The following is an 18896-nucleotide window of genomic DNA, read 5'->3' on the forward strand; positions in this document are numbered from 1 at the left end:
GGGGGATTTGCTTTTCCCCCAAGCCACCGCGCGCCACCCCGATCAACCCATCACATCCGCGCGCGGCCCGCTCACCGCCGTGACATAGGCGCGCGAATCGAAACCCGCATCGGCGAACGCAGCGCGCATCGCCGGCGCGGCGACGCTGGCCTGCGCCTTCGATGCGAACCAGGCGAAGCAACTCGGGCCGGCGCCGGAGATGCTCGCGCCGAGCGCGGCGTGATCGAGCGCGGCGGCCTTGACCGCGGCGAATCCCGGAATCAACGGCGCGCGGCGCGGTTCGACCAGCAGATCGACCAGGCCTTCGCGTAGCAACTGGGTATCGCCGCGTTGCAAGCCGGTCAGGAACAAAGCCAGGTGCGCGCTTTGCTTGACCACCAGCGACAGCGGATACGGGTCGCTGAGCACAGCGCGCGCGCGCCGCGTTTCCAGGACCTGATCGGGATGCACCACCACCGCGTACAGCCAATCGGGCACCGATAACGGAATCATCCGCGTCGAAGTCGCCATCACCACGCCGCCGAGCAGCATGGGTGCGACGTTGTCGCCGTGGCGGCTGCCGCTGGACACCGATTCGCCGTCGAGCGCGAATTCGTACAAGGCATCGCGCGACAGCGGTTTGGCGAGCAAGGCATTCGCCGCGACCAGCGCGGCGACGCAGGACGCCGCCGAACCGCCGAGCCCCGAACCCAGCGGAATGCCCTTGTCGAGTTCCAGTTCGAACCCATGCGCAAGCCCGAGCTTGGCGCGCAGGCTAATCAAGGCCTGGCCGGCGGTGTTGCGTTCGGCCTCCAGCGGCAGCGAATCCGCGCCGGGCACGTCGCCACGGATCGCGCGGATGCGCACCACCGGTTCGTCGATGCGCCGGACCGTGGCGACATCGCGCGGCCCGTCGATCGAATGACCGAGCACATCGAAGCCGACCCCGATATTGCCGACGCTGCCGGGCGCGAACGCACGCGCCTGTTGCGCGCCGTCGGCCGCGGCATCGGAACGGGCGGGAGAAGCGGGCGACGCAGCGCTCATGCACGGGCTCCGAGGGTTTGCGCGATCGTCAACAGGTCGCCGAACACGCCGGCGGCGGTGACATCCGGGCCCGCGCCGGGGCCCTGCACCACCAGCGGATTATCCGCGTAACGGCGGGTGCGGAACTGGATCAGGTTGTCGGTCAGCGCGCCGTGCAAAGAGGCGTGCCCCGGCGGCGGCGAGACCACGCCGACGCTGGCGCGACCGTCGCGATCGAGGCGGGCGAGATACCGCAGGCTCAGCCCGGCCGCGCGCGCGGCGTCGAAGCGTTGCTGCAACGGCGCGTCGAGTTCGTGCAGGCGCTCGAAGAATTCCTCCTTAGACACGTCGCGCAGCGATGCGGGCACCAGGCTTTCGACCTCGATCTGATCCAGCGACAGCGAACGCCCGGCCTCGCGCGCCAGGATCACCAGCTTGCGCGCGACGTCGGTGCCGGACAGGTCGTCGCGCGGATCGGGTTCGGTGTAGCCCAGCGCATGCGCCTCGCGCACCAGTTCGGAAAACGCGGTCTGGCCGTCGTAGCGGTTGAACAACCACGCCAGGGTGCCGGACAGGATGCCTTCGACCTCGGTCAACTCGTCGCCGGTGTCGAGCAGCGAACGCAGGGTCTGGATGATCGGCAGGCCGGCGCCGACCGTGGCTTCGTAGCGGAACTGGCCGCCGTTGCGCGAGGCTTCGCGGATCGCTTCGTAGCGTTCCAGCGGGCCGGCGCCGGCGTGTTTGCTCGGAGTGACGATGTGGATGCCGGCGGCGATCCACTGCGGGTAATACGCGGCGACCGCGTCGCTGCCGCTGCAATCGACGATCAACGCATGCGGGATGTGCTCGGCGCGGACGTGTTCGGCGAAGCGTTGCAGGTCCAGCGTTTCGGCGTCGGCGGCGAAATGCTCGCCGGCTTCGTCGAACGGCATCGCGCGCGGCGCCAGATGCATCCGCCGACTGTCGGCGAGCGCGCGCAGACGCAGGTCGAGACGCGAATCGCGCTGGAAACGAGGCTGCGCCGCGGCCAGTTGCGCGAGCAAAGCGCGCCCGACCTTGCCCGGCCCGATCAGGCCGAGCGAAATGCACTGCGGCGACAGCCAGAACGCCGAGTGCGCGGCGCGCAGCGCGCGGGTCGCGTCGCGCGCGCCGATCGCCACCGATATATTGCGTTCGCCCGCGCCCTGGGCGATCGCGCGCAGGTTGATGCGCGCCTTGGCCAGGCCGTCGAACAACTGCGCTGCGACGCCGGGCAGACCGACCATGCCGTCGCCGACCGCGGCGAGCACGCAGATGTCGGGGGTGATGGTGACGTCCTGCGCCTGCCCGTCGGCCATCGCGTCGGCGAACGCGGCCAGGATCGCGGCGCGTCCGCGTTCGGCCTGATCGGCGCGTACCGCGCAGCAGATCGAATGTTCGGAGGAACCTTGCGAGATCATCGTCACCGACACGCCGGCGCCGCGCAGCGCGCCGAACAGGCGCTCGGCGGTGCCGGGCACGCCGACCATGCCGTTGCCGACCAACTCAAGCACCGCGAGGTCGTGAACCAGACTCAGGCCCTTGACCGGTGCGCCGTCGGCCTGCGAGTGCAGGCTGATCAGCGTGCCCGGCGAATGCGGGTTGCGGGTGTTGCGGATGCGCAGCGGAATGCCGCGCTGCTGCACCGGCGCGAGCGTCTGCGGATGCAGCACCTTGGCGCCGAAATACGCCAGTTCGCAGGCTTCGGCGTACGACATCGACGGCAGGCAGACCGCGTCGGGCACCAGTCGCGGATCGGCCGACAGCACACCATCGACATCGGTCCAGATGGTCAGCGCGTCGGCGTCGAACAGGTTGGCGAAAATCGCCGCGGAATAGTCGCTGCCGTTGCGGCCCAGAGTGGTGTCGCGGCCGTGGCTGTCGCGGGCGACGAAGCCGGTGATCACCACGTTGCGGCCGGCGTGTTGTTTTCGCCACGCATCCAGGCGCTCGCGGCTCAGCGCCCAGTCGACGCCGACACCCATTTCGCCGGGATGCACGACCAATACCTCGCGTGCGTCGAGCCGGGTCCAGCCGGCCGCTTCGCCGCCGACCGCGGCCAGCATCAGATGCGAGGACAGCACTTCGCCCAGGCCGGGCAGGGCGGCGGCGAACTGGTCATCGGCTTGCGCCGCGACCCGTTCCAGCGCGCCGCGCAAGGCGTCGAATTCGGTTTCCAGCACGGCGCGGGTGGCGTGGCGGCGATGCGGGTCGAGCGAATCGGCAGTGTCCAGATGACGACGGCGCAACGCGGCCCAGGCCGGTGCCCAGTCCTGGCCGTCGCGCGCGGCCGCGACCAGGGCGACCAGGGCGTCGGTCACGCCCTGCATCGCCGAGACCACGGCGATGCGATGCGGCGAGCCGTCGTCGAGCAGGCCGACCGCGACCCGATAGCGATCCGCGTCGGCCAGGCTGCTGCCGCCGAACTTGTGGGTGTGGCGCGCCGGCGCCAACGCGGCGGAGGAGGCGAACGGAGCGACGGCCGCGGCGGCGGGCGTCAGGGCGGCGGAAAGTTCTGGCTGGGCTTCGGACGGTTCTGCCTCGACCACGTCGGGCTGGGCATCGAAAGCGGCTTGGTGCGGTGCGGACGACATGGAAAGCTCCTGGTGGAGCTCCGCGTCTCGACTCGGGTGAGGCCAGCGGCCCGCACCCTGATCGGGTGCGGAGCGGCGTGGTCTGTTAGCTGGACACGCCCGTCCGCACCCCTGTGGGAGTGGTACCGGTACCGGTGGTGGTAATCGACATCGACGCTACGCGCGAACCCCAGCCGATGGGCTGGGTCGAGGCGTTGCGGTCAATGGCGAAGGCGGGGTGCATGGGCTAGCAATAACCCGCCGTTGTGCGGCGCGTCAAGGGGCAATCGAGAGGAATGTGGCGGGCGGCGGGTTCGGTGGGCGGTCGGTGGCTCGCACGGTGATGGGAGCCAAGCGGCGCGATGTGGTTGTTGCATCTGCAACCGGTGCGATGCGCGGTGGTCGCGGTGTCGTGGTCGCTCCTACAGGGAGCGACTGTAGGAGCGGCGCAAGCCGCGACCGCGATATTTCACTGACGACGAATCAACCAATCCAATCCCGCACACACGACCGCTTCGCTCGCGCAGCCTCACCGCCCGTTTCCTCAACGACTGTAAGTCGCCGTGATCTTCGCCTGCCCCAGCGCATCGCCCTTGATCATGAAAGCGGCCAGCGCGGCATTGGCCTTTGCGTCGATCTTGAGTTTGGCGCTCTTGAGCGCCCACACCGAGAATTCATAGCGATGGGTCTTGCCCGGCAGCGAGCACGGGCCGCCGTAACCGGGACGGCCGTAGTCGTTGAAGGTCTGCACCGCGCCGGGTGGCAGACCGGCGGCGCCTTCCTTGAGCTCGGTGGTTCCGGCCGGAAGATTGACCACGATCCAGTTCCACGCGCCGTTGCTGCCGGGCGCGTCGAGGTCCTGCACGGTGACCGCGAAACTGCGCGTGCCGGCCGGCGGATTTCGCCACATCAGCATCGGCGCCAGGTTGCCGCCCTTGCAGCCCAGCTCGGGATACGCATGGCGAATGCTGATGCGGTCGCCTTCGTGGATGTCGATGCTTTCCAGCACGAAATCGGCGGCGTGTGCGAGCGGAGACAGCAACAGCAGCGACAGGGGAAGGGCGAGGCGAGACAGCGATTTCATGGCGATCCGATCCGTTGGAGTGCAGGGGAATACCGCACGGGCAGCGCGCGAGCGGCGGATTATGCCGGGCGAACCCGCGGTTGTGAGCGATGACGGCGACGCGGCGCGGATCCGCTGCGATCCGCGCAACCGCCGAAAACCGGCGCAGCGAATACGCAAACAGTGAATTTCATACTGAATTTATGTGGATTATCAATTCAGTTCAGCGTGCACCGCTGCCATCGCCCATTCCATCCCGCGGCGAATGTTGCAGCGGGATGTCAGAACTGGAGAAACAGTCTCACTTGAAACCATGGGAACGGACCTGCGTCGCGCGACACGGCATGCCCCGGCGCCCAGAGTTTTCGCTGCTCGCATCACCACAGAGCGACGGATGCGAACGATCGACCCAACACGCGACACCGGCCCGACGACGATTCGGAGCGGCGCGCGACGCTCGCTCATTCAATCATCGGGAGCAAGGCAATGAAGGCGATTTGCGGAGCAAGAATCACGCTGTTGGCGGGTTGCGTGTTGATCGCGATCTGCGGCGGGGCGGCAGCGGCGGAACGCGGCGGGTTGTCGGGCGAGGATCTGGTCTATTCCTACGACGAGATGTTCGACTTCGACACCGACACCTATCTGGCCAAGCATGCGCCGCATCTGCGCAAGCATGCGGAAGAGATTTCGCATTGGGCCGGCTACAGCGGGATCAGCCCGAAAGTGCTGATCGCGTTGATGGAGCAGCAAAGCGGCGCGATCAGCGCCAAGCGCGCGACGAACCGTCCGTTCGGCAAGCTGGCCCGCGCCGACGGCTTCGGCGCGCAGACCCGCGAAGTCGCGCTGGCGCTGCGCGAGTCGTTGTACGAGCGCGATCCCGACGGCGCCAAGGGGCCGGTGACGCTGGCCCGCGCCAACCCGCTGCAGGCGCTGTTCGAACGCTCCGGCGATAACGAACCGGCGGCCGCGCTGCGCGGCGACGGCGAATTCCAGCTGGTGTACGGGCGTTTGTTCAACGAGCCGCGCCGCGCCCAGGCGACCTCCGACCGTTTCGCCAAGGCCGGTCCGGACGTGCAGCCGCTGTCGCCCAACGGCCTGCTGCAGTTCCCGTTCCCGCGCGGCGCGCGCTGGCACGTCGGCGGCGCGCATACCAACACCGGCTCGGGCAATTACCCGATGTCCTCGCTCGACATGTCGCTGGGCGGCGGCTGGGGCAGCAACCAGAGCGGCACCTGGGTGTCGGCGTCGGCGGCGGGTTCGTTCAAGCGCCACTCTTCGTGCTTCGCCGAAGTCGTGCACAGCGGCGGCTGGTCGACGACCTACTACCACCTGATGAACATCCAGTACAACACCGGCGCCAACGTGTCGATGAATACCGCCATCGCCAACCCGGCCAACACCCAGGCGCAGGCGCTGTGCAACGGCGGCAGCTCGACCGGTCCGCACGAGCATTGGTCGCTGAAGCAGAACGGCAGCTTCTACCACCTCAACGGCACCTACCTGTCGGGCTATCGCATCACCGCGACCGGCAGCAGCTACGACACCAACTGCAGCCGGTTCTACCTGACCAAGAACGGTCAGAACTACTGCTACGGCTACTACACCAACCCCGGCCCGAACTGAGGTCGGCGCGTATCGCCCGCGTCCTCAGTCGCCCCACGGCGGCGGGGGCGCGGGCACCGGCCGGGTCAGGTCGAATTCGACCCGGAACAGCCGGCCGGGACGCGCGAGTTCGTACACGAAACGCTGATCGTCGAGCTCGATCGCCCATACGTTCGTCGTCGAGACCTCGCGGCCAAGATTGCGAAACATGGTCTTGCTGTAATCGTCGCCGGGAAATTCGTATCGGCCGGCCTGCTCGCTCAGCGTCAGATCGCCGCCGTACATCGTCATCGCATCGGAGCTGCCGTCGCGGTGGCGATGATCGTGCTTGAGGCGCGCGCCGCCGGAGAGGCGTTGAAACACCCAGGTGCGCGAGTGGTTGTCGCCTACGTGGAACGGAACGCGAATGATGTCGGGTTGGGTGCAGTCGCGGACATGCATGACCAACTCGCGACCCTGGAAGGTGTCGTCGGTATTCGTCGGCGTATCGGCGACGATACGGCCGGCGAAGGCTTTGCCGCATAAAGGCCTTAAACGTCCGAGCAGTTCCGCGCCCTGAGCGGCGGTGGCCTCGGTGCCCGGCGCGGGCGGGTCGAGCGGTGGATGACTCATGCTGGCGCAGCTCCCGAGGGTGAAGGTAATGGCGATGGCGAATGCGGCGAACGCAAATGTCGGACGACGGTTGGTCATGCCGGCACGCTAGCCGTTCAACGTGTGACCGGCAATGGCGGCCGACGGGGCGATTCTGTTTAGTGCGACGGGGTTCGCTAAGCGCTGCGCGCCAGCGGGCGCGACCGCGCCGGGTAAATCCGCGACGCCGCGGAGTTTGTGTGGAAACGGCTGCGGTCCGGTCGGTTCACGGCGATCTGAACGAAAGGCGTCGGGGGCTGAGCGGCGTTCTCAAAGGTTTCGCGACTCCGCCGCCGCCCGCCGCCGCGATCCCCGCCGGAATTGGCGCCCACGCCCGTTTCCATGTCTAATGTGCGTTGAAGCGGGGGTACCGCGGCCCAGGGCCGGCGGTTGAGACAGTCCCTTCGAACCTGATGCGGTTGACACCGCCGTAGGGAAGCTTCGCCGGACACGGCCCTGCCGTGGCCGTGCGCCGCCCGCTTCGTCCCTGCTCGCCAGAGCGCGCTCATGAGCCCACGCCATGAGTTTTTACCAGGACGAATGCCAATGAATGCGGTGCCCTCGAGCAAGCAAGACCTGATCCAGCAAGCCGAGAAGCTGTCGGCCGACGTGACCCGTCCGATTCCCGGGTCGCGCAAGATCCACGTGCAAGGTTCGCGCCCGGATCTGCAGGTGCCGATGCGCGAGATCGAACTGGCGCGCACGCCGACCATCTTCGGCGGCGAAGACAACGTGCCGCTGGCGGTGTACGACACCTCGGGCATCTACACCCAGACCGGCGCGAACATCGATCTGGTCGCCGGGCTGGCGCCGCTGCGCGCGGCCTGGATCGCCGAGCGCGGCGACACCGAAGCGCTGAGCGGGCTGTCGTCGGAATTCGGCCGCAAGCGCGAGCACGATCCCAAGCTGGCGCATGTGCGTTTCGGCAACCGGCCGCTGCCGCGCCGCGCGATCGGCGGCGCCAACGTCACCCAGATGCATTACGCGCGCCGCGGCATCGTCACTCCGGAAATGGAATACATCGCGATCCGCGAGAACCAGCGGCTTGAGTCGATCCGCGAAGCGCATCTGCTCACCCAGCATCCGGGCCAAAGCTTCGGCGCCAACATCCAGAAGATCATCACGCCCGAATTCGTCCGCGACGAAGTCGCGCGCGGCCGCGCGATCATCCCGAACAACATCAACCATCCCGAAAGCGAGCCGATGATCATCGGCCGCAACTTCCTGACCAAGGTCAACGCGAACATCGGCAATTCGGCGGTGTCCTCGGGCATCGCCGAGGAAGTCGAGAAGCTGGTGTGGTCGATCCGCTGGGGCGCGGACACGGTGATGGACCTGTCGACCGGCAAGCACATCCACGAAACCCGCGAATGGATCCTGCGCAATTCGCCGGTGCCGATCGGCACGGTGCCGATCTATCAGGCGCTGGAAAAAGTCGACGGCCGCGCCGAGGAACTGACCTGGGAAATCTTCCGCGACACCTTGATCGAGCAGGCCGAGCAGGGCGTGGATTACTTCACCATCCATGCCGGCGTGCTGTTGCGCTACGTGCCGCTGACCGCCAAGCGCGTGACCGGCATCGTCTCGCGCGGCGGTTCGATCCTGGCCAAGTGGTGCCTGGCGCATCACAAGGAAAATTTCCTCTACACCCACTTCGAAGACATCTGCGAAATCATGAAGGCCTACGACGTGGCCTTCTCGCTCGGCGACGGTCTGCGTCCGGGTTCGATCGCGGACGCCAACGACGCGGCGCAGTTCGGTGAACTGGAAACCCTCGGCGAGCTGACCAAGATCGCCTGGAAGCACGACGTACAGACCATGATCGAAGGCCCCGGCCACGTGCCGATGCAGTTGATCAAGGAGAACATGGACAAGCAACTCGAGGTCTGCGGCGAAGCGCCGTTCTACACCCTCGGGCCGCTGACCACCGACATCGCGCCGGGCTACGACCACATCACCAGCGCGATCGGCGCGGCGATGATCGGCTGGTTCGGTACCGCGATGCTGTGCTACGTGACGCCGAAGGAGCATCTCGGTCTGCCGAACAAGGAAGATGTGCGCGAAGGTTTGATGGCGTACAAGATCGCCGCGCACGCGGCCGACCTGGCCAAGGGCCATCCCGGCGCGCAGGCGCGCGACAACGCGATGAGCAAGGCGCGTTTCGAATTCCGCTGGGAAGATCAGTTCAACCTGGGCCTGGACCCGGAACGCGCTCGCGAATACCACGACGAAACCCTGCCGAAGGACGCGCACAAGGTCGCCCACTTCTGCTCGATGTGCGGCCCGCACTTCTGCTCGATGAAGATCACTCAGGACGTGCGCGATTACGCCAAGGAACACGGCGTGGAAGAGGTCGCGGCGTTGAGCGAAGGCATGGCGGAGAAGTCGGCGGAGTTCTTGGCGCAGGGCGCCGAGGTTTATCGGCGGGCTTGAGTCGGTGAGGACAGGGCGCTGCCTTTGAGGTGGCGCCCCATTGGTTTGCGCTGTGATTGTTGTTTGCGTCGGGTGGTGTGGCTAAAAGCGAATCCCCCTCAATCCCCCTTTTACAAAGGGGGAAGCGCTTCGGGTTGCGGCGCGGGGAGCGGGCAGCGGCGATGCGTCAGTCGGTGGCATCGTGACGGCTCTCGCGCTGAACATGTAGCTCGCTGCCATTGTTATTGCCATTGCCGCGGCCTTAGAAGCGACAACTCACGAGCGTTGAGCCGATGACCCCGTGAAACCGCTTGTCTTCCCCCTTTGTAAAAGGGGGATTGAGGGGGATTCGCTTTTCGAGACGAGACGACTCCAGCCCCTGCCGTCACCAGGCACGCCGAGGCAATCGGAGAAGGGCAAGGAGGCGATTGAAGAAAACCGAAGAGTGAGAAATGCCCCAAACCAAGGCATGCTTGCCCCGCCCCTACTCACTCCTCACTCCTCTCCACTCACTCCCAGCCTCACCCCATGCCCCAATACGCCACCCTAAAATGGCGCGTGATCGCGCGCAGGCATCCGTCCGCGTTCCTGCTCGCGGCGCAGTTGCTGAGCATGCTGGCGTATCCGCTGTTCGATCCGGTCGGCGGCGGGCGCGTGGTGTTCGGCGCGTTCGGCGTGCTGGTGCTCGCGCTGGCGGTGTGGGTGGTCAATCGCAGTCCGGCGATCAAGTGGATCGCGTGGCTGATCGCGGTGCCGGCGTTCGCGCTGTCGATCCTGTCGGTGGTCTACGCCAGTCCCGGCCTGCTGATCCTGTCGTCGGCGCTGGAGGCGGCACTGTACTTCTATGCGGCCATCGCCCTGATCGGCTACATGATGAGCGACCACAAGGTCACCGCCGACGAGCTGTTCGCGGCCGGGGCCACCTTCACGCTGTTGGCCTGGGGCTTCGCCTATGCATTCCTGGTGTGCCAGGCGTGGTATCCGGGCAGCTTCGTCGGCGCCGAACGGCCGGGCGAGCCGCGCACCTGGATCGAGCTGCTGTTCCTGAGTTTCACCAACCTGTCGGCGGTCGGCCTGGGCGACATCCTGCCGATGAGCCCGGCGGCGCGGGTGCTGACCATGTTCGAGCAGTTCGCCGGAGTCGGCTATATCGCCGCGGTGGTGTCGCGGCTGATCGGCCTGACGATTCTTCGGCATGAACGGCGCTGAAACGGTGCACGGGTTTGTTACAGATAAACACGCCTGTGGCACAGTCTTTTGGAACGATACGTTTCGGCGTTTTGGCGCCTGAAACGGCCCCCGCGACGTTCCGACAGGTCCGACCCCGGCCGGCGGGCGTTAGAATGGGCGGCTAAAACACCCAGCCGCGGCGCGCTTTTCCGATCGCGCCACCGCGCCGTGCCGGATTTGTCGGTTAATCATTTATGTGCCCCATGCGTTCAGGCACATGACCGGCATCGCGCCATTGCGCACCATCCACAGGATTCATGCCCCGCATCCACGACCCAGCGACCTCGCCTCTGCCCGCCGAACATCTGCGGGTAGGCGATTGCGTGGTCGATATCCCGTTGCGCGAGATTCGCGCGCCGGGCGCGCGGCGGCCGCGCCGGATCACGCCCAAGACCATGGGCGTGCTGCTGGTGCTGGTCGACCACGCCGACCGGGTGGTCAGTCGCGATGCGTTGCTGGCCGAGGTCTGGCCGGACACCTTGCCGACCGACGACGTGGTGACCCAGGCCATCACCCAGCTGCGCAAGGCCTTCGACGAAGACCGCGGCAACCCGCGTTATATCGAGACCATCGCCAAGAACGGTTATCGGCTGCTGGCTCAGGTCGAGTGGCTGGTCCGCGATAACGCGCCGCGCGAGAGCGAGGCCGCCTCGGCCGCCGACAGCGACGCGCTCGCGGTCGCGGTTGTGGCGACCCCGACGCCCGCGCCGCTCGCGCCGGTGCCGCTGCCGTTGCAGCCGCAGTCTCGCGGCACCCTGGGTTCGATGATCGGGGTGATCGCGGCGGTGATCGTGCTGGTCGGCGGTCTGGTCTGGTGGTCGCTGGCGCGTCCGCCGCGCGCGTCCGATGCCGCCGCGCCAGCGGTCGACCCGACCCGGGTCGCCAGCACCGCCCGTCCGTACCGCCTGATCACCTCGATGCCGGGCTTCGAACTGGCGCCGACCTTGTCGCCCGACGCGGCCATGGTCGCCTACGTGGCCGTACCCGACGGCCAGCGCGGCACCGCGATCCTGGTCCAGACCACCGACCAGACCCCGCCGCGCCAACTCACCCGTCCGACCGGCCTGGCCGAGGACAGCGCGCCAGCGTGGTCGCCGGATGGTCGCTCGATAGCGTTCCTGCGGGTCGAGCCCGGGGTGGATTGCCAGGTGCTGATGATCGCGGCCAACGGCGGCGCCGAACGCGAGATCGGCCAATGCGACCCGCGCAGCCCGCCGACCTTCGAATGGACCCCGGACGGGCGCGGCCTGATCTTCGGCAGCATGCTGACCGCGCAGGGCATGGTCGGCATGCGCGTGCTCGACCTCGCCAGCGGCGAATGGCGCGCGGTGCCGTATCGGTCCGGCACCGGCAACCTCGACCTGTCGCCGCGGTTCTCGCCCGACGGACGCTGGATCGTGTTCTTGCGCAACAACCCGCAAGGCGATTTCTGGCGTTTGCCGGCCGAGGGCGGCACCGCCGAGCGGATGAGTCAGCTGAGCGCCGACGTGCGCGGCTGGGACTGGCTGCCGGACAATCGCAGCATCCTGTTTGGCCGCATGATCGACGGCGATACCCGCATGTTCCGCCTCGACCTGGAAACCGGCCAGGCCCGCGACCTGGGCATCGAGTCGGCCCAGGCGCCGGCGGTCGCGGCGTCGCGGCCGGCCGCGGCCTTCGTCCAGCGCAAGCCGTACTTCGGCCTGTTCCGGGTGGTGCTGGGTGATACCTCCAAGGGCGCGGTCCACGTGGTCGACCCGCTGTTTCCGTCCTCGGCGCGCGACATGCTGCCGATGGTCGCGCCGGACGGCCGCCAGATCGTGTTTTTCTCCGATCGCTCGGGCAGCAACCATCTGTGGTGGGCCGACCTGGACCAGCCCGACTCGCTGCGCATGCTGCCGGGCGTGCAGCCGGGCACGCGCTATGCCTCGTCGTGGTCGGCCGACAGTACCCGGGTCACCGTGGTCGGGCCCGATAGCGACGGCCGCAACGTCATTCACGAAATCGTCCCGGCCAGTGGTCGGGTGACCCGCCTGGCGGTGCCGGCGACCGAGCCGATCCAGGCGGTGCAGCTGCCCGACCCGGACCGGCTGCTGGTCCTGGCCAGCGTCGGCGACGGCCGCCTGCGGCTGAACCTGTTCGACCGTCGGCGCTCGCCATGGAAGCTGCTCGGCGCGATCGAGGACGTGTCCGAGGTCCGGGTCGACGGCGCCCGCAATCGGCTGCTGTTCGCCCGCCAGACCCAGACAGGCCTGTGGCAGTCCGACCTGGCCCTGACCCCGGCCAGCGTGCGCCGCATCGACGACCGCGAACCGGTGGCCGAGCAGCGCTACCGGCTATGGGACGTGGCCACCCAGACCGGCGAATTGCGCTACCTCGACCAGCAGCCGACCTGCCTGGCGCTGCTGCGCCGGATCGCCAGCCCGGAGTTGCCGCCGTCGGTGCTGTGCCTGGACCAGAGCCGGCGTTCGGCGATCAACGGATTCAGCCTGAGCCCGCGCGGCGACACCGTGTATCTGTCGCTGGCCAAGTGGGACGGCGCTGATATCGGTTACATGGACCTGCCCGAAGAGCCGAAGACCTTCGTGCCGGGCTGGCTCAACTGATTGAATAAGAACGAAAAACCTCTTTCGGAAAAGCTTCGGTTGTGACGTCGTTCCGATTTCGGGTAACTCTCCGTCAAATTTCCGGCGCCGGCAGTCGTTGCGTAGGCAAATAAAAACCTCATTACCTGCAAATGAGGTGGACCAATGGAGCAAGCATTGTGGGCGGATCGTGGACAGCTGGTGCAGCTGGACGCGCAGGACCCCGCCATCCAAGCCAGTTGCGTCGGCGTCTCGCGGCTGGGCAGCGCGCAGCTGTCCGGCAGTCACTTCTCAATCTGGGTTCAGCTGCGCGGCAGCTCCTGGGTCGAAGCCAAGGAAGGTAAGTTCCGCCTGAAGCGCGGCGACTGGATCGCGTTCGAACGCGACTCCAAGCCGGTCCTCCAGGCCGACCGTTACGGCGTGTGCATCGGCCTGAACCTGACCGCCGACGCGATCAAGGCCATGGCCCGTCTGGCCGACGCCAGCCTGTATGCCGGCCGCGGCCGCATGAGCCGTCACGACGCCCGTATCGCCCTGCGTCTGTGGCGCCAGGCCCATACTCGCAACGGCGAGGCCGACCTGGGCTTCGATTTCAACGCCCTGCGTCCGATCCTGCTGCACCTGGCCGGCGTCCAGCGCGAGCTGACCGCGCGCATCCAGCGTTGCCCGGGCCGCTCGCGCAGCCGCAAGCGCCAGGTGTTCGGCCGTCTGCAGCGCGCCCGCCTGTACCTGGAAGGCAACTGCGACCGGGTCGTGCGGATCAGCGAGCTGGCCGAGCTGACTAGCTTCTCCAGCTGGTACTTCTCCAAGACCTTCCACAGCCTGTACGAAGAAAGCCCGCAGGCCGCTTCGGCGCGGATGCGTCTGGAGCACGCGGCCGACCTGTTGAAGAGCACCTCGATGATGGTCGGCGAAGTCGCCGCCGCCAGCGGCTTCGACAACTGCTGCAGCTTCGCCCGCGCGTTCCGCGCCCGCTTCGGTACCTCGGCGACCCGTTACCGCAGCGCGGCGGCGAACGCCAAGCTCGAAGCGGTGCGCGCGGCGGCTCCGTTGCACAAGCTGGCGGCTTGATTGCGGGTGGTTTGATTCATCGCCGCCGGGCGCCGGGGTCATCGGACTTTCGGGTTCGCGCAGTCGGTGACGACTTGAAGTCGCGAGCGTTGCGGTCGTCGATGTTTGTAAGTCCAGGCGCCGCGAGCTGGATGTTTCAGATCGCACGCTGGTAGGACGAAACGTTTTATAGCGATACGTCGTAGATCCACCGCGGCCAATGCCGCGGGCTACATCGCAATACCGGCGCCGTTCGACGGAACCGCTTCGCAGTCGCGAGGTTCCGCCGGCGCCAGGCAGGCAGTTGCAGTAGGCCCACGCGAGCGCGGTTGCGGCGGCACCCTAGAACAACCCGCCCTCTCCCACGTAGGCAAGGTTCCGGCTTCATCCCACACGGCAACCCGCGTCGCGTATGACACGCCGAGGTTTCGCAAGCGCTACTGGCGCTGTGAACCTCGGCGTTGTCGTTTGTGGGATGGGATCGCGGTGGCTGGGTCTGGTTGGTGATTCGTGTTTGCCGTGCGACTGCCGGTTTTTGCCATGTGACTGGCGACCATTACCCATGGCCAGGCGATCGCGCCTCTCTCCCATGCCTGTCATTCCCGCGAACTCCCACAACCGTCATTCCCGCGAACGCGGGAATCCAGCGACTTTCGGTCCGGTAGAGGCAGCTCCCGCCCGCAGACACTCCCCCTGAAGATCAAAGCCACTGGATTCCCGCGTTCGCGGGAATGACGGGCTGGTGGATGCGTGGATGTGTTTAAGCAGGGGCAAAAGTTGAAGGGACGCGGAGAGAAGCAGAAATAGCCGCGCGCGTGATAGCGCGGTCGACATTGCCGGCCACTATTCGAATGCTGCTGCTCGTAGCTGCTCGTGGCTCCACGCGTGGAGCCACGAGCCCGGACACACCGCGACCGCCGCGCGCACATGGCCGCTCCCGCCGCGCTCACAAAAATCAGCGCTCGCGCAACTTCACGGCCTCATCAACCCCGCATCCATCGCATCGCGTTGCAGCGCGCGTGCGAATCCGTCTAATACTGCGCCGGAATGAACGACCGCCTAACGCAACTTGCGGGTTATCGCAAAAATTATCGCCTCGTTTAATCGCTATTTACGCTAGCGAGCGAACGCGAGCACGCGCGATGAACGCACTAGCGCGCCATCGCAAACGATCAAGTCAGATTCGGCAAAGCGCACGACGAATTCGTCGATCGCCGCGCACACGCGTATCGCAAAAACAAAAATTATTTGCAAGTCGCAACGCGCGAATGCAACGCGATGCGTATCGACATTTCATGGCGCGTATGCAGTCCATTGCTAGGGCCGATTCGGCAAATTTTCCCGGCCCTCGCCGCAAAGCAGCATCGACACTTCGAACGTAATTTTGCTGAGCGTTTTAACACGCTCATAACGAGATCACTGGAGAGAGATAGATGAACCATCGCAGTCTGCGCCCGACGGCGCGGTACGGCTTGCTGCCGTCCGCTATCGCTGCGGCGTTAGTGTCGGCCTTCGTCCCCGCCATCGCGGGCGCACAGGAAGCCGACGCCTCCAATCAGGCGACCACCACGCTCGATCGCATTGAAGTCACCGGTTCGCGCATTCGCCAGGCCAGCCTGGAAACCGCGCAGCCGGTCGTCACCATGTCGCGCGCCGAAATCCAGAAGCAGGGTTTCACCAGCGTCGCCGACATCGTCCAGAACATCACCGCCAGCGGCTCGCCGGCGATCTCGCGCGCCGATGCGCTGTCGTCGGGCGAAGAAGTCGGCGGCCAGTACGTCGACCTGCGCAACCTCGGCGCGCAGCGCACCCTGGTGCTGATCGACGGCAAGCGCATGGGCATCAGCTCGGCCGGTTTCTCCGACCTGGCCTCGATCCCCAGCTCGATCGTCGAGCGCATCGAAGTGCTGACCGACGGCGCGTCCGCGCTGTACGGCTCCGACGCCATCGCCGGCGTGGTCAACATCATCACCCGCAAGCGTTTCGACGGCCTGGAAGCCAGCGCCTACCTCGGCCAGTACGGCCAGGGCGACGGCAACAAGGAAATCTACAACTTCGTCATCGGCCAGACCGGCGAGCGCGGTTCGATCACCTTGGGCGCGGAATACAGCAAGGAAGATCCGGTCCTGGCCAAGGACCGTTCGTTCACCCGTTACCCGAATGGCCCGCGCCATCCGTTCCCGACCGCCGACGACACCAACGGTTGGAGCCCGATCAACCAGTGGGGCACGCTGTTCGACGCCGCCGGTAATCCGCTGACCGCCAACCGCGGCACGACCGACACCAAGAACCCGAACAACTTCCACCCGACCGACGGCATCCTCGACCAGGCCAACGCCAACGAGCAGATGTACCTGTCGACCGGTCTGGAGCGTCGTTCGGTGTTCGCGAACGCCGAGTTCGACATCACCGACAACGTGCGCGCCAAGGCCGACGTGCTGTACACGGATCGCGAAGCGACCCAGCAGATCGCCGGCTATCCGTTCCGCTCCAACGGCTTCACCAGCCGCTACGCGGGCGACCTGCGCCTGGACGGCAACAGCGCGTTCAACCCGCTGGGCTACGACGCCGACTTCTATCGCCGTGGCTGGGAAGTGCCGCGTCAGACCAAGTCCGAGCTGACCACCTACCGCTTCAGCGGCGGCCTGGAAGGCACGTTCGAATTCGCGGGCAAGCCGTGGGATTGGGACATCGGCTACGTCTACAACCAGAACAAGGGCGTCAAGACCCAGACCGGCAACCTGTTCCTGCCGAACGCCGAGAAGGCGCTGGGCCCGTCGTTCATCGACGCCAGCGGCGTCGCGCGCTGCGGCACCGCGGCGGCTCCGATCGCCGGCTGCCTGGCCTGGAACCCGCTGCTGGGTCCGGACGTCAACGCGCCGGGTTCGATGAACAACAAGGAACTGCAGAAGTACCTGTTCCTGCCGACCCACGACACCTCGACCACCGAAACCCAGGTCTACAGCCTCAACCTCAGCGGCGTGCTCGCCACGCTGCCGGCGGGCGACCTCGGCATCGCGGCCGGTTATGAACACCGCAAGGAATCGGCGCATTACTCGCCCGACGCGCTGCTGCAGTCCGGCCTGAGCACCAGCCTGGCCGGCAGCGAAACCCAGGGCGGCTACTCGCTCGACGAGTTCTACGTCGAACTGGCCGTGCCGTTGCTGTCGGACGTGGCCTTCGCGAAGGAACTGTCGTTCAACATCGCCGGCCGTTACTCCGACTACAACACCTTCGGCGACACCACCAACGGCAAGTTCAGCCTGAAGTGGAAGCCGATCGACGACCTGCTGATCCGCGGCACCTATGCGACGGGCTTCCGCGCCCCGACCGTGGCCGACCTGTACGGCGGCGTGGGCGAGAGCTTCGACAACTACACCGATCCGTGCGACACCGTGTTCGGCGCGGTCCGTGGCAACGCGCGTTGCGCCGCCGCGGTGCCGGTGAACTTCCGTCAGGCCGCGTCCGGCGGTTCGCCGGCGACCGGTCCGAACGCGCAGTCCAACACCGCGTTCCTGTCGGGTTCCAACCCGAACCTGATCCCGGAAACCTCCAAGTCGACCACGATCGGTTTCGTCTACAGCCCGAGCTGGGTCAGCGGCCTCGACGTCAGCCTGGACTGGTGGAAGATCAAGATCGACGACGTGATCGCGGCCGAGACCGTGACCTCGCTGTTGAACAACTGCTACGTGCTCGGCATCGACGAAGCCTGCAGCCGCTTCGTGCGTAGCACCAACCCGCGCAGCCTGGGCCAGGTCGTGGGCGTGACCCGCACCCTGATCAACGGCGGCTACCAGGAAACCGCGGGTTACGACCTGGGCATTTCCTACCGTCTGCCCGAGACCCGTTTCGGCAACTTCGCGTTCAACTGGAAGACGACCTACGTCGACTACCTGGAATACAAGCGCGACAGCGAGTCGACCACCCCGGTCGAGCAGCGCACCAGTTGGGTTGCTAACGACAGCGCCAACTTCCGCGTGCGTTCGAACTTCAACGCCGACTGGAGCATGGGCGATTTCGGCGCGAGCTGGAACGTGCGTTACTACTCCGGTCTGAAGGAAGAGTGCGCGTACGATCTGGACGGCGGCCCGGAATGCGACATCCCGGATTACCGTTCGGCGTACAAGGGTCAGGTGGGCGTGCGTGAAGTGGGTTCGAACACCTTCCACGACATGCAGGTCCGCTACAACACCCCGTGGAATGCCACCGTTGCCGTCGGCGCGAACAACGTGTTCGACCACATCGGCCAGACCATGTACAGCCAGCCGAACAGCAGCTTCAGCTACAACGGCAGCTTCGACATCGGCCGCTTCGTGTACATGAAGTACACCCAGCGTTTCTGATAAGAAGTCAGGCGGTACCGCGATACGACTACGGCCCCGAAAGGGGCCGTAGTTTTTTGTTGTTCGGGATTTGAGTTTGGGGAACCAGAACTCGAATCGTTAGTTGCGGCGTTGCATCGACGCGCACGAATCGCATCGCGGCATCGTGCGATCGACACCCGAAGTGTCGGGCGTTTGTCTCCCTCTCCCGCTTGCGGGAGAGGGCCGGGGTGAGGGAAGAGCGCCGCAGGCGCGAATGCTCTTGCGGCGCGGTGCGAGTACCNCCCTCTCCCGCAAGCGGGAGAGGGGCTCCAGGTTCTGTCGCGATCGGTTCAATTACGCGCGCTCAACGCCGCGATGCTGCAAATCCACAAATCCGCAAATCCGCAAATGCAAAAGGCCGCCCTGAGGCGGCCTTTCGCGAATC

General features: G+C 66.4%; 10 protein-coding genes and 1 riboswitch. Of the genes, 6 read left to right on the plus strand and 4 right to left on the minus strand.

The window, feature by feature from the left end:
* Nucleotides 1-42: 42 nt before the first annotated feature.
* The 3 genes from ASD86_RS23000 to ASD86_RS23010 all read right to left on the minus strand — a co-directional run bounded on the left by ASD86_RS23000 (nt 43) and on the right by ASD86_RS23010 (nt 4680).
* A complete protein-coding gene (locus tag ASD86_RS23000) occupies nt 43-1026 on the minus strand; it encodes a homoserine kinase (RefSeq protein WP_056116354.1) in 984 nt (327 codons plus the stop codon).
* The gene (thrA, locus tag ASD86_RS23005; RefSeq protein WP_082578644.1) at nt 1023-3617 is read right to left on the minus strand and encodes a bifunctional aspartate kinase/homoserine dehydrogenase I; all 2595 of its coding nucleotides are present in this window, start codon (nt 3615-3617) and stop codon (nt 1023-1025) included. The genes ASD86_RS23000 and thrA overlap by 4 nt, the downstream gene beginning before the upstream one ends.
* Before the next feature lie 523 nt (nt 3618-4140).
* Nucleotides 4141-4680, minus strand: a complete 540-nt coding sequence (locus tag ASD86_RS23010) for a YbhB/YbcL family Raf kinase inhibitor-like protein (RefSeq protein ID WP_056116355.1) — start codon at nt 4678-4680, stop codon at nt 4141-4143.
* Nucleotides 4681-5145: 465 nt separating this feature from the next.
* Between ASD86_RS23010 and ASD86_RS23015 the strand changes: the two genes are divergently transcribed.
* Complete coding sequence (locus ASD86_RS23015; RefSeq protein WP_157477041.1) at nt 5146-6282, plus strand: M23 family metallopeptidase; 1137 nt, start codon at nt 5146-5148, stop codon at nt 6280-6282.
* A 24-nt stretch (nt 6283-6306) separates the two neighbouring features.
* On the opposite strand, the gene ASD86_RS23020 is transcribed toward ASD86_RS23015, so the two are convergent.
* Nucleotides 6307-6873, minus strand: coding sequence for a hypothetical protein (locus ASD86_RS23020; protein ID WP_157477043.1), 567 nt, complete (start codon nt 6871-6873; stop codon nt 6307-6309).
* A gap of 371 nt (nt 6874-7244) precedes the next feature.
* Nucleotides 7245-7346: riboswitch (TPP riboswitch) on the plus strand.
* A 91-nt stretch (nt 7347-7437) separates the two neighbouring features.
* On the opposite strand from ASD86_RS23020, the gene thiC reads away from it, so the two are divergent.
* The 5 genes from thiC to ASD86_RS23045 all read left to right on the plus strand — a co-directional run bounded on the left by thiC (nt 7438) and on the right by ASD86_RS23045 (nt 18490).
* Complete coding sequence (gene thiC, locus ASD86_RS23025; RefSeq protein WP_056116362.1) at nt 7438-9324, plus strand: phosphomethylpyrimidine synthase ThiC; 1887 nt, start codon at nt 7438-7440, stop codon at nt 9322-9324.
* A gap of 507 nt (nt 9325-9831) precedes the next feature.
* On the plus strand, nt 9832-10512 hold the full coding sequence (locus ASD86_RS23030; protein WP_056116366.1) for an ion channel: 681 nt from the start codon (nt 9832-9834) through the stop codon (nt 10510-10512).
* Nucleotides 10513-10790: 278 nt separating this feature from the next.
* The gene (locus ASD86_RS23035) at nt 10791-13118 is read left to right on the plus strand and encodes a winged helix-turn-helix domain-containing protein (protein ID WP_056116370.1); all 2328 of its coding nucleotides are present in this window, start codon (nt 10791-10793) and stop codon (nt 13116-13118) included.
* A 144-nt stretch (nt 13119-13262) separates the two neighbouring features.
* Nucleotides 13263-14168: a helix-turn-helix domain-containing protein gene (locus ASD86_RS23040; protein WP_056116371.1), complete on the plus strand. Its 906-nt coding sequence runs from the start codon at nt 13263-13265 to the stop codon at nt 14166-14168.
* 1412 nt (nt 14169-15580) lie between these two features.
* Nucleotides 15581-18490, plus strand: coding sequence for a TonB-dependent receptor (locus tag ASD86_RS23045; protein ID WP_056116376.1), 2910 nt, complete (start codon nt 15581-15583; stop codon nt 18488-18490).
* Nucleotides 18491-18896 lie beyond the last annotated feature (406 nt).

Origin of the sequence: Lysobacter sp. Root690, assembly GCF_001427785.1 — a bacterium.
GTDB lineage: Bacteria > Pseudomonadota > Gammaproteobacteria > Xanthomonadales > Xanthomonadaceae > Lysobacter.

Bases quoted from the DNA above. Each gene is read 5' to 3' on its own strand.
- ASD86_RS23000 (WP_056116354.1), bottom strand. From the start codon at position 1,026: ATGAGCGCTGCGTCGCCCGCTTCTCCCGCCCGTTCCGATGCCGCGGCC.
- ASD86_RS23035 (WP_056116370.1), top strand. From the start codon at position 10,791: ATGCCCCGCATCCACGACCCAGCGACCTCGCCTCTGCCCGCCGAACAT.
- ASD86_RS23045 (WP_056116376.1), top strand. From the start codon at position 15,581: ATGAACCATCGCAGTCTGCGCCCGACGGCGCGGTACGGCTTGCTGCCG.
- ASD86_RS23030 (WP_056116366.1), top strand. From the start codon at position 9,832: ATGCCCCAATACGCCACCCTAAAATGGCGCGTGATCGCGCGCAGGCAT.
- ASD86_RS23010 (WP_056116355.1), bottom strand. From the start codon at position 4,680: ATGAAATCGCTGTCTCGCCTCGCCCTTCCCCTGTCGCTGCTGTTGCTG.
- thrA (WP_082578644.1), bottom strand. From the start codon at position 3,617: ATGTCGTCCGCACCGCACCAAGCCGCTTTCGATGCCCAGCCCGACGTG.
- thiC (WP_056116362.1), top strand. From the start codon at position 7,438: ATGAATGCGGTGCCCTCGAGCAAGCAAGACCTGATCCAGCAAGCCGAG.
- ASD86_RS23015 (WP_157477041.1), top strand. From the start codon at position 5,146: ATGAAGGCGATTTGCGGAGCAAGAATCACGCTGTTGGCGGGTTGCGTG.
- ASD86_RS23040 (WP_056116371.1), top strand. From the start codon at position 13,263: ATGGAGCAAGCATTGTGGGCGGATCGTGGACAGCTGGTGCAGCTGGAC.
- ASD86_RS23020 (WP_157477043.1), bottom strand. From the start codon at position 6,873: ATGAGTCATCCACCGCTCGACCCGCCCGCGCCGGGCACCGAGGCCACC.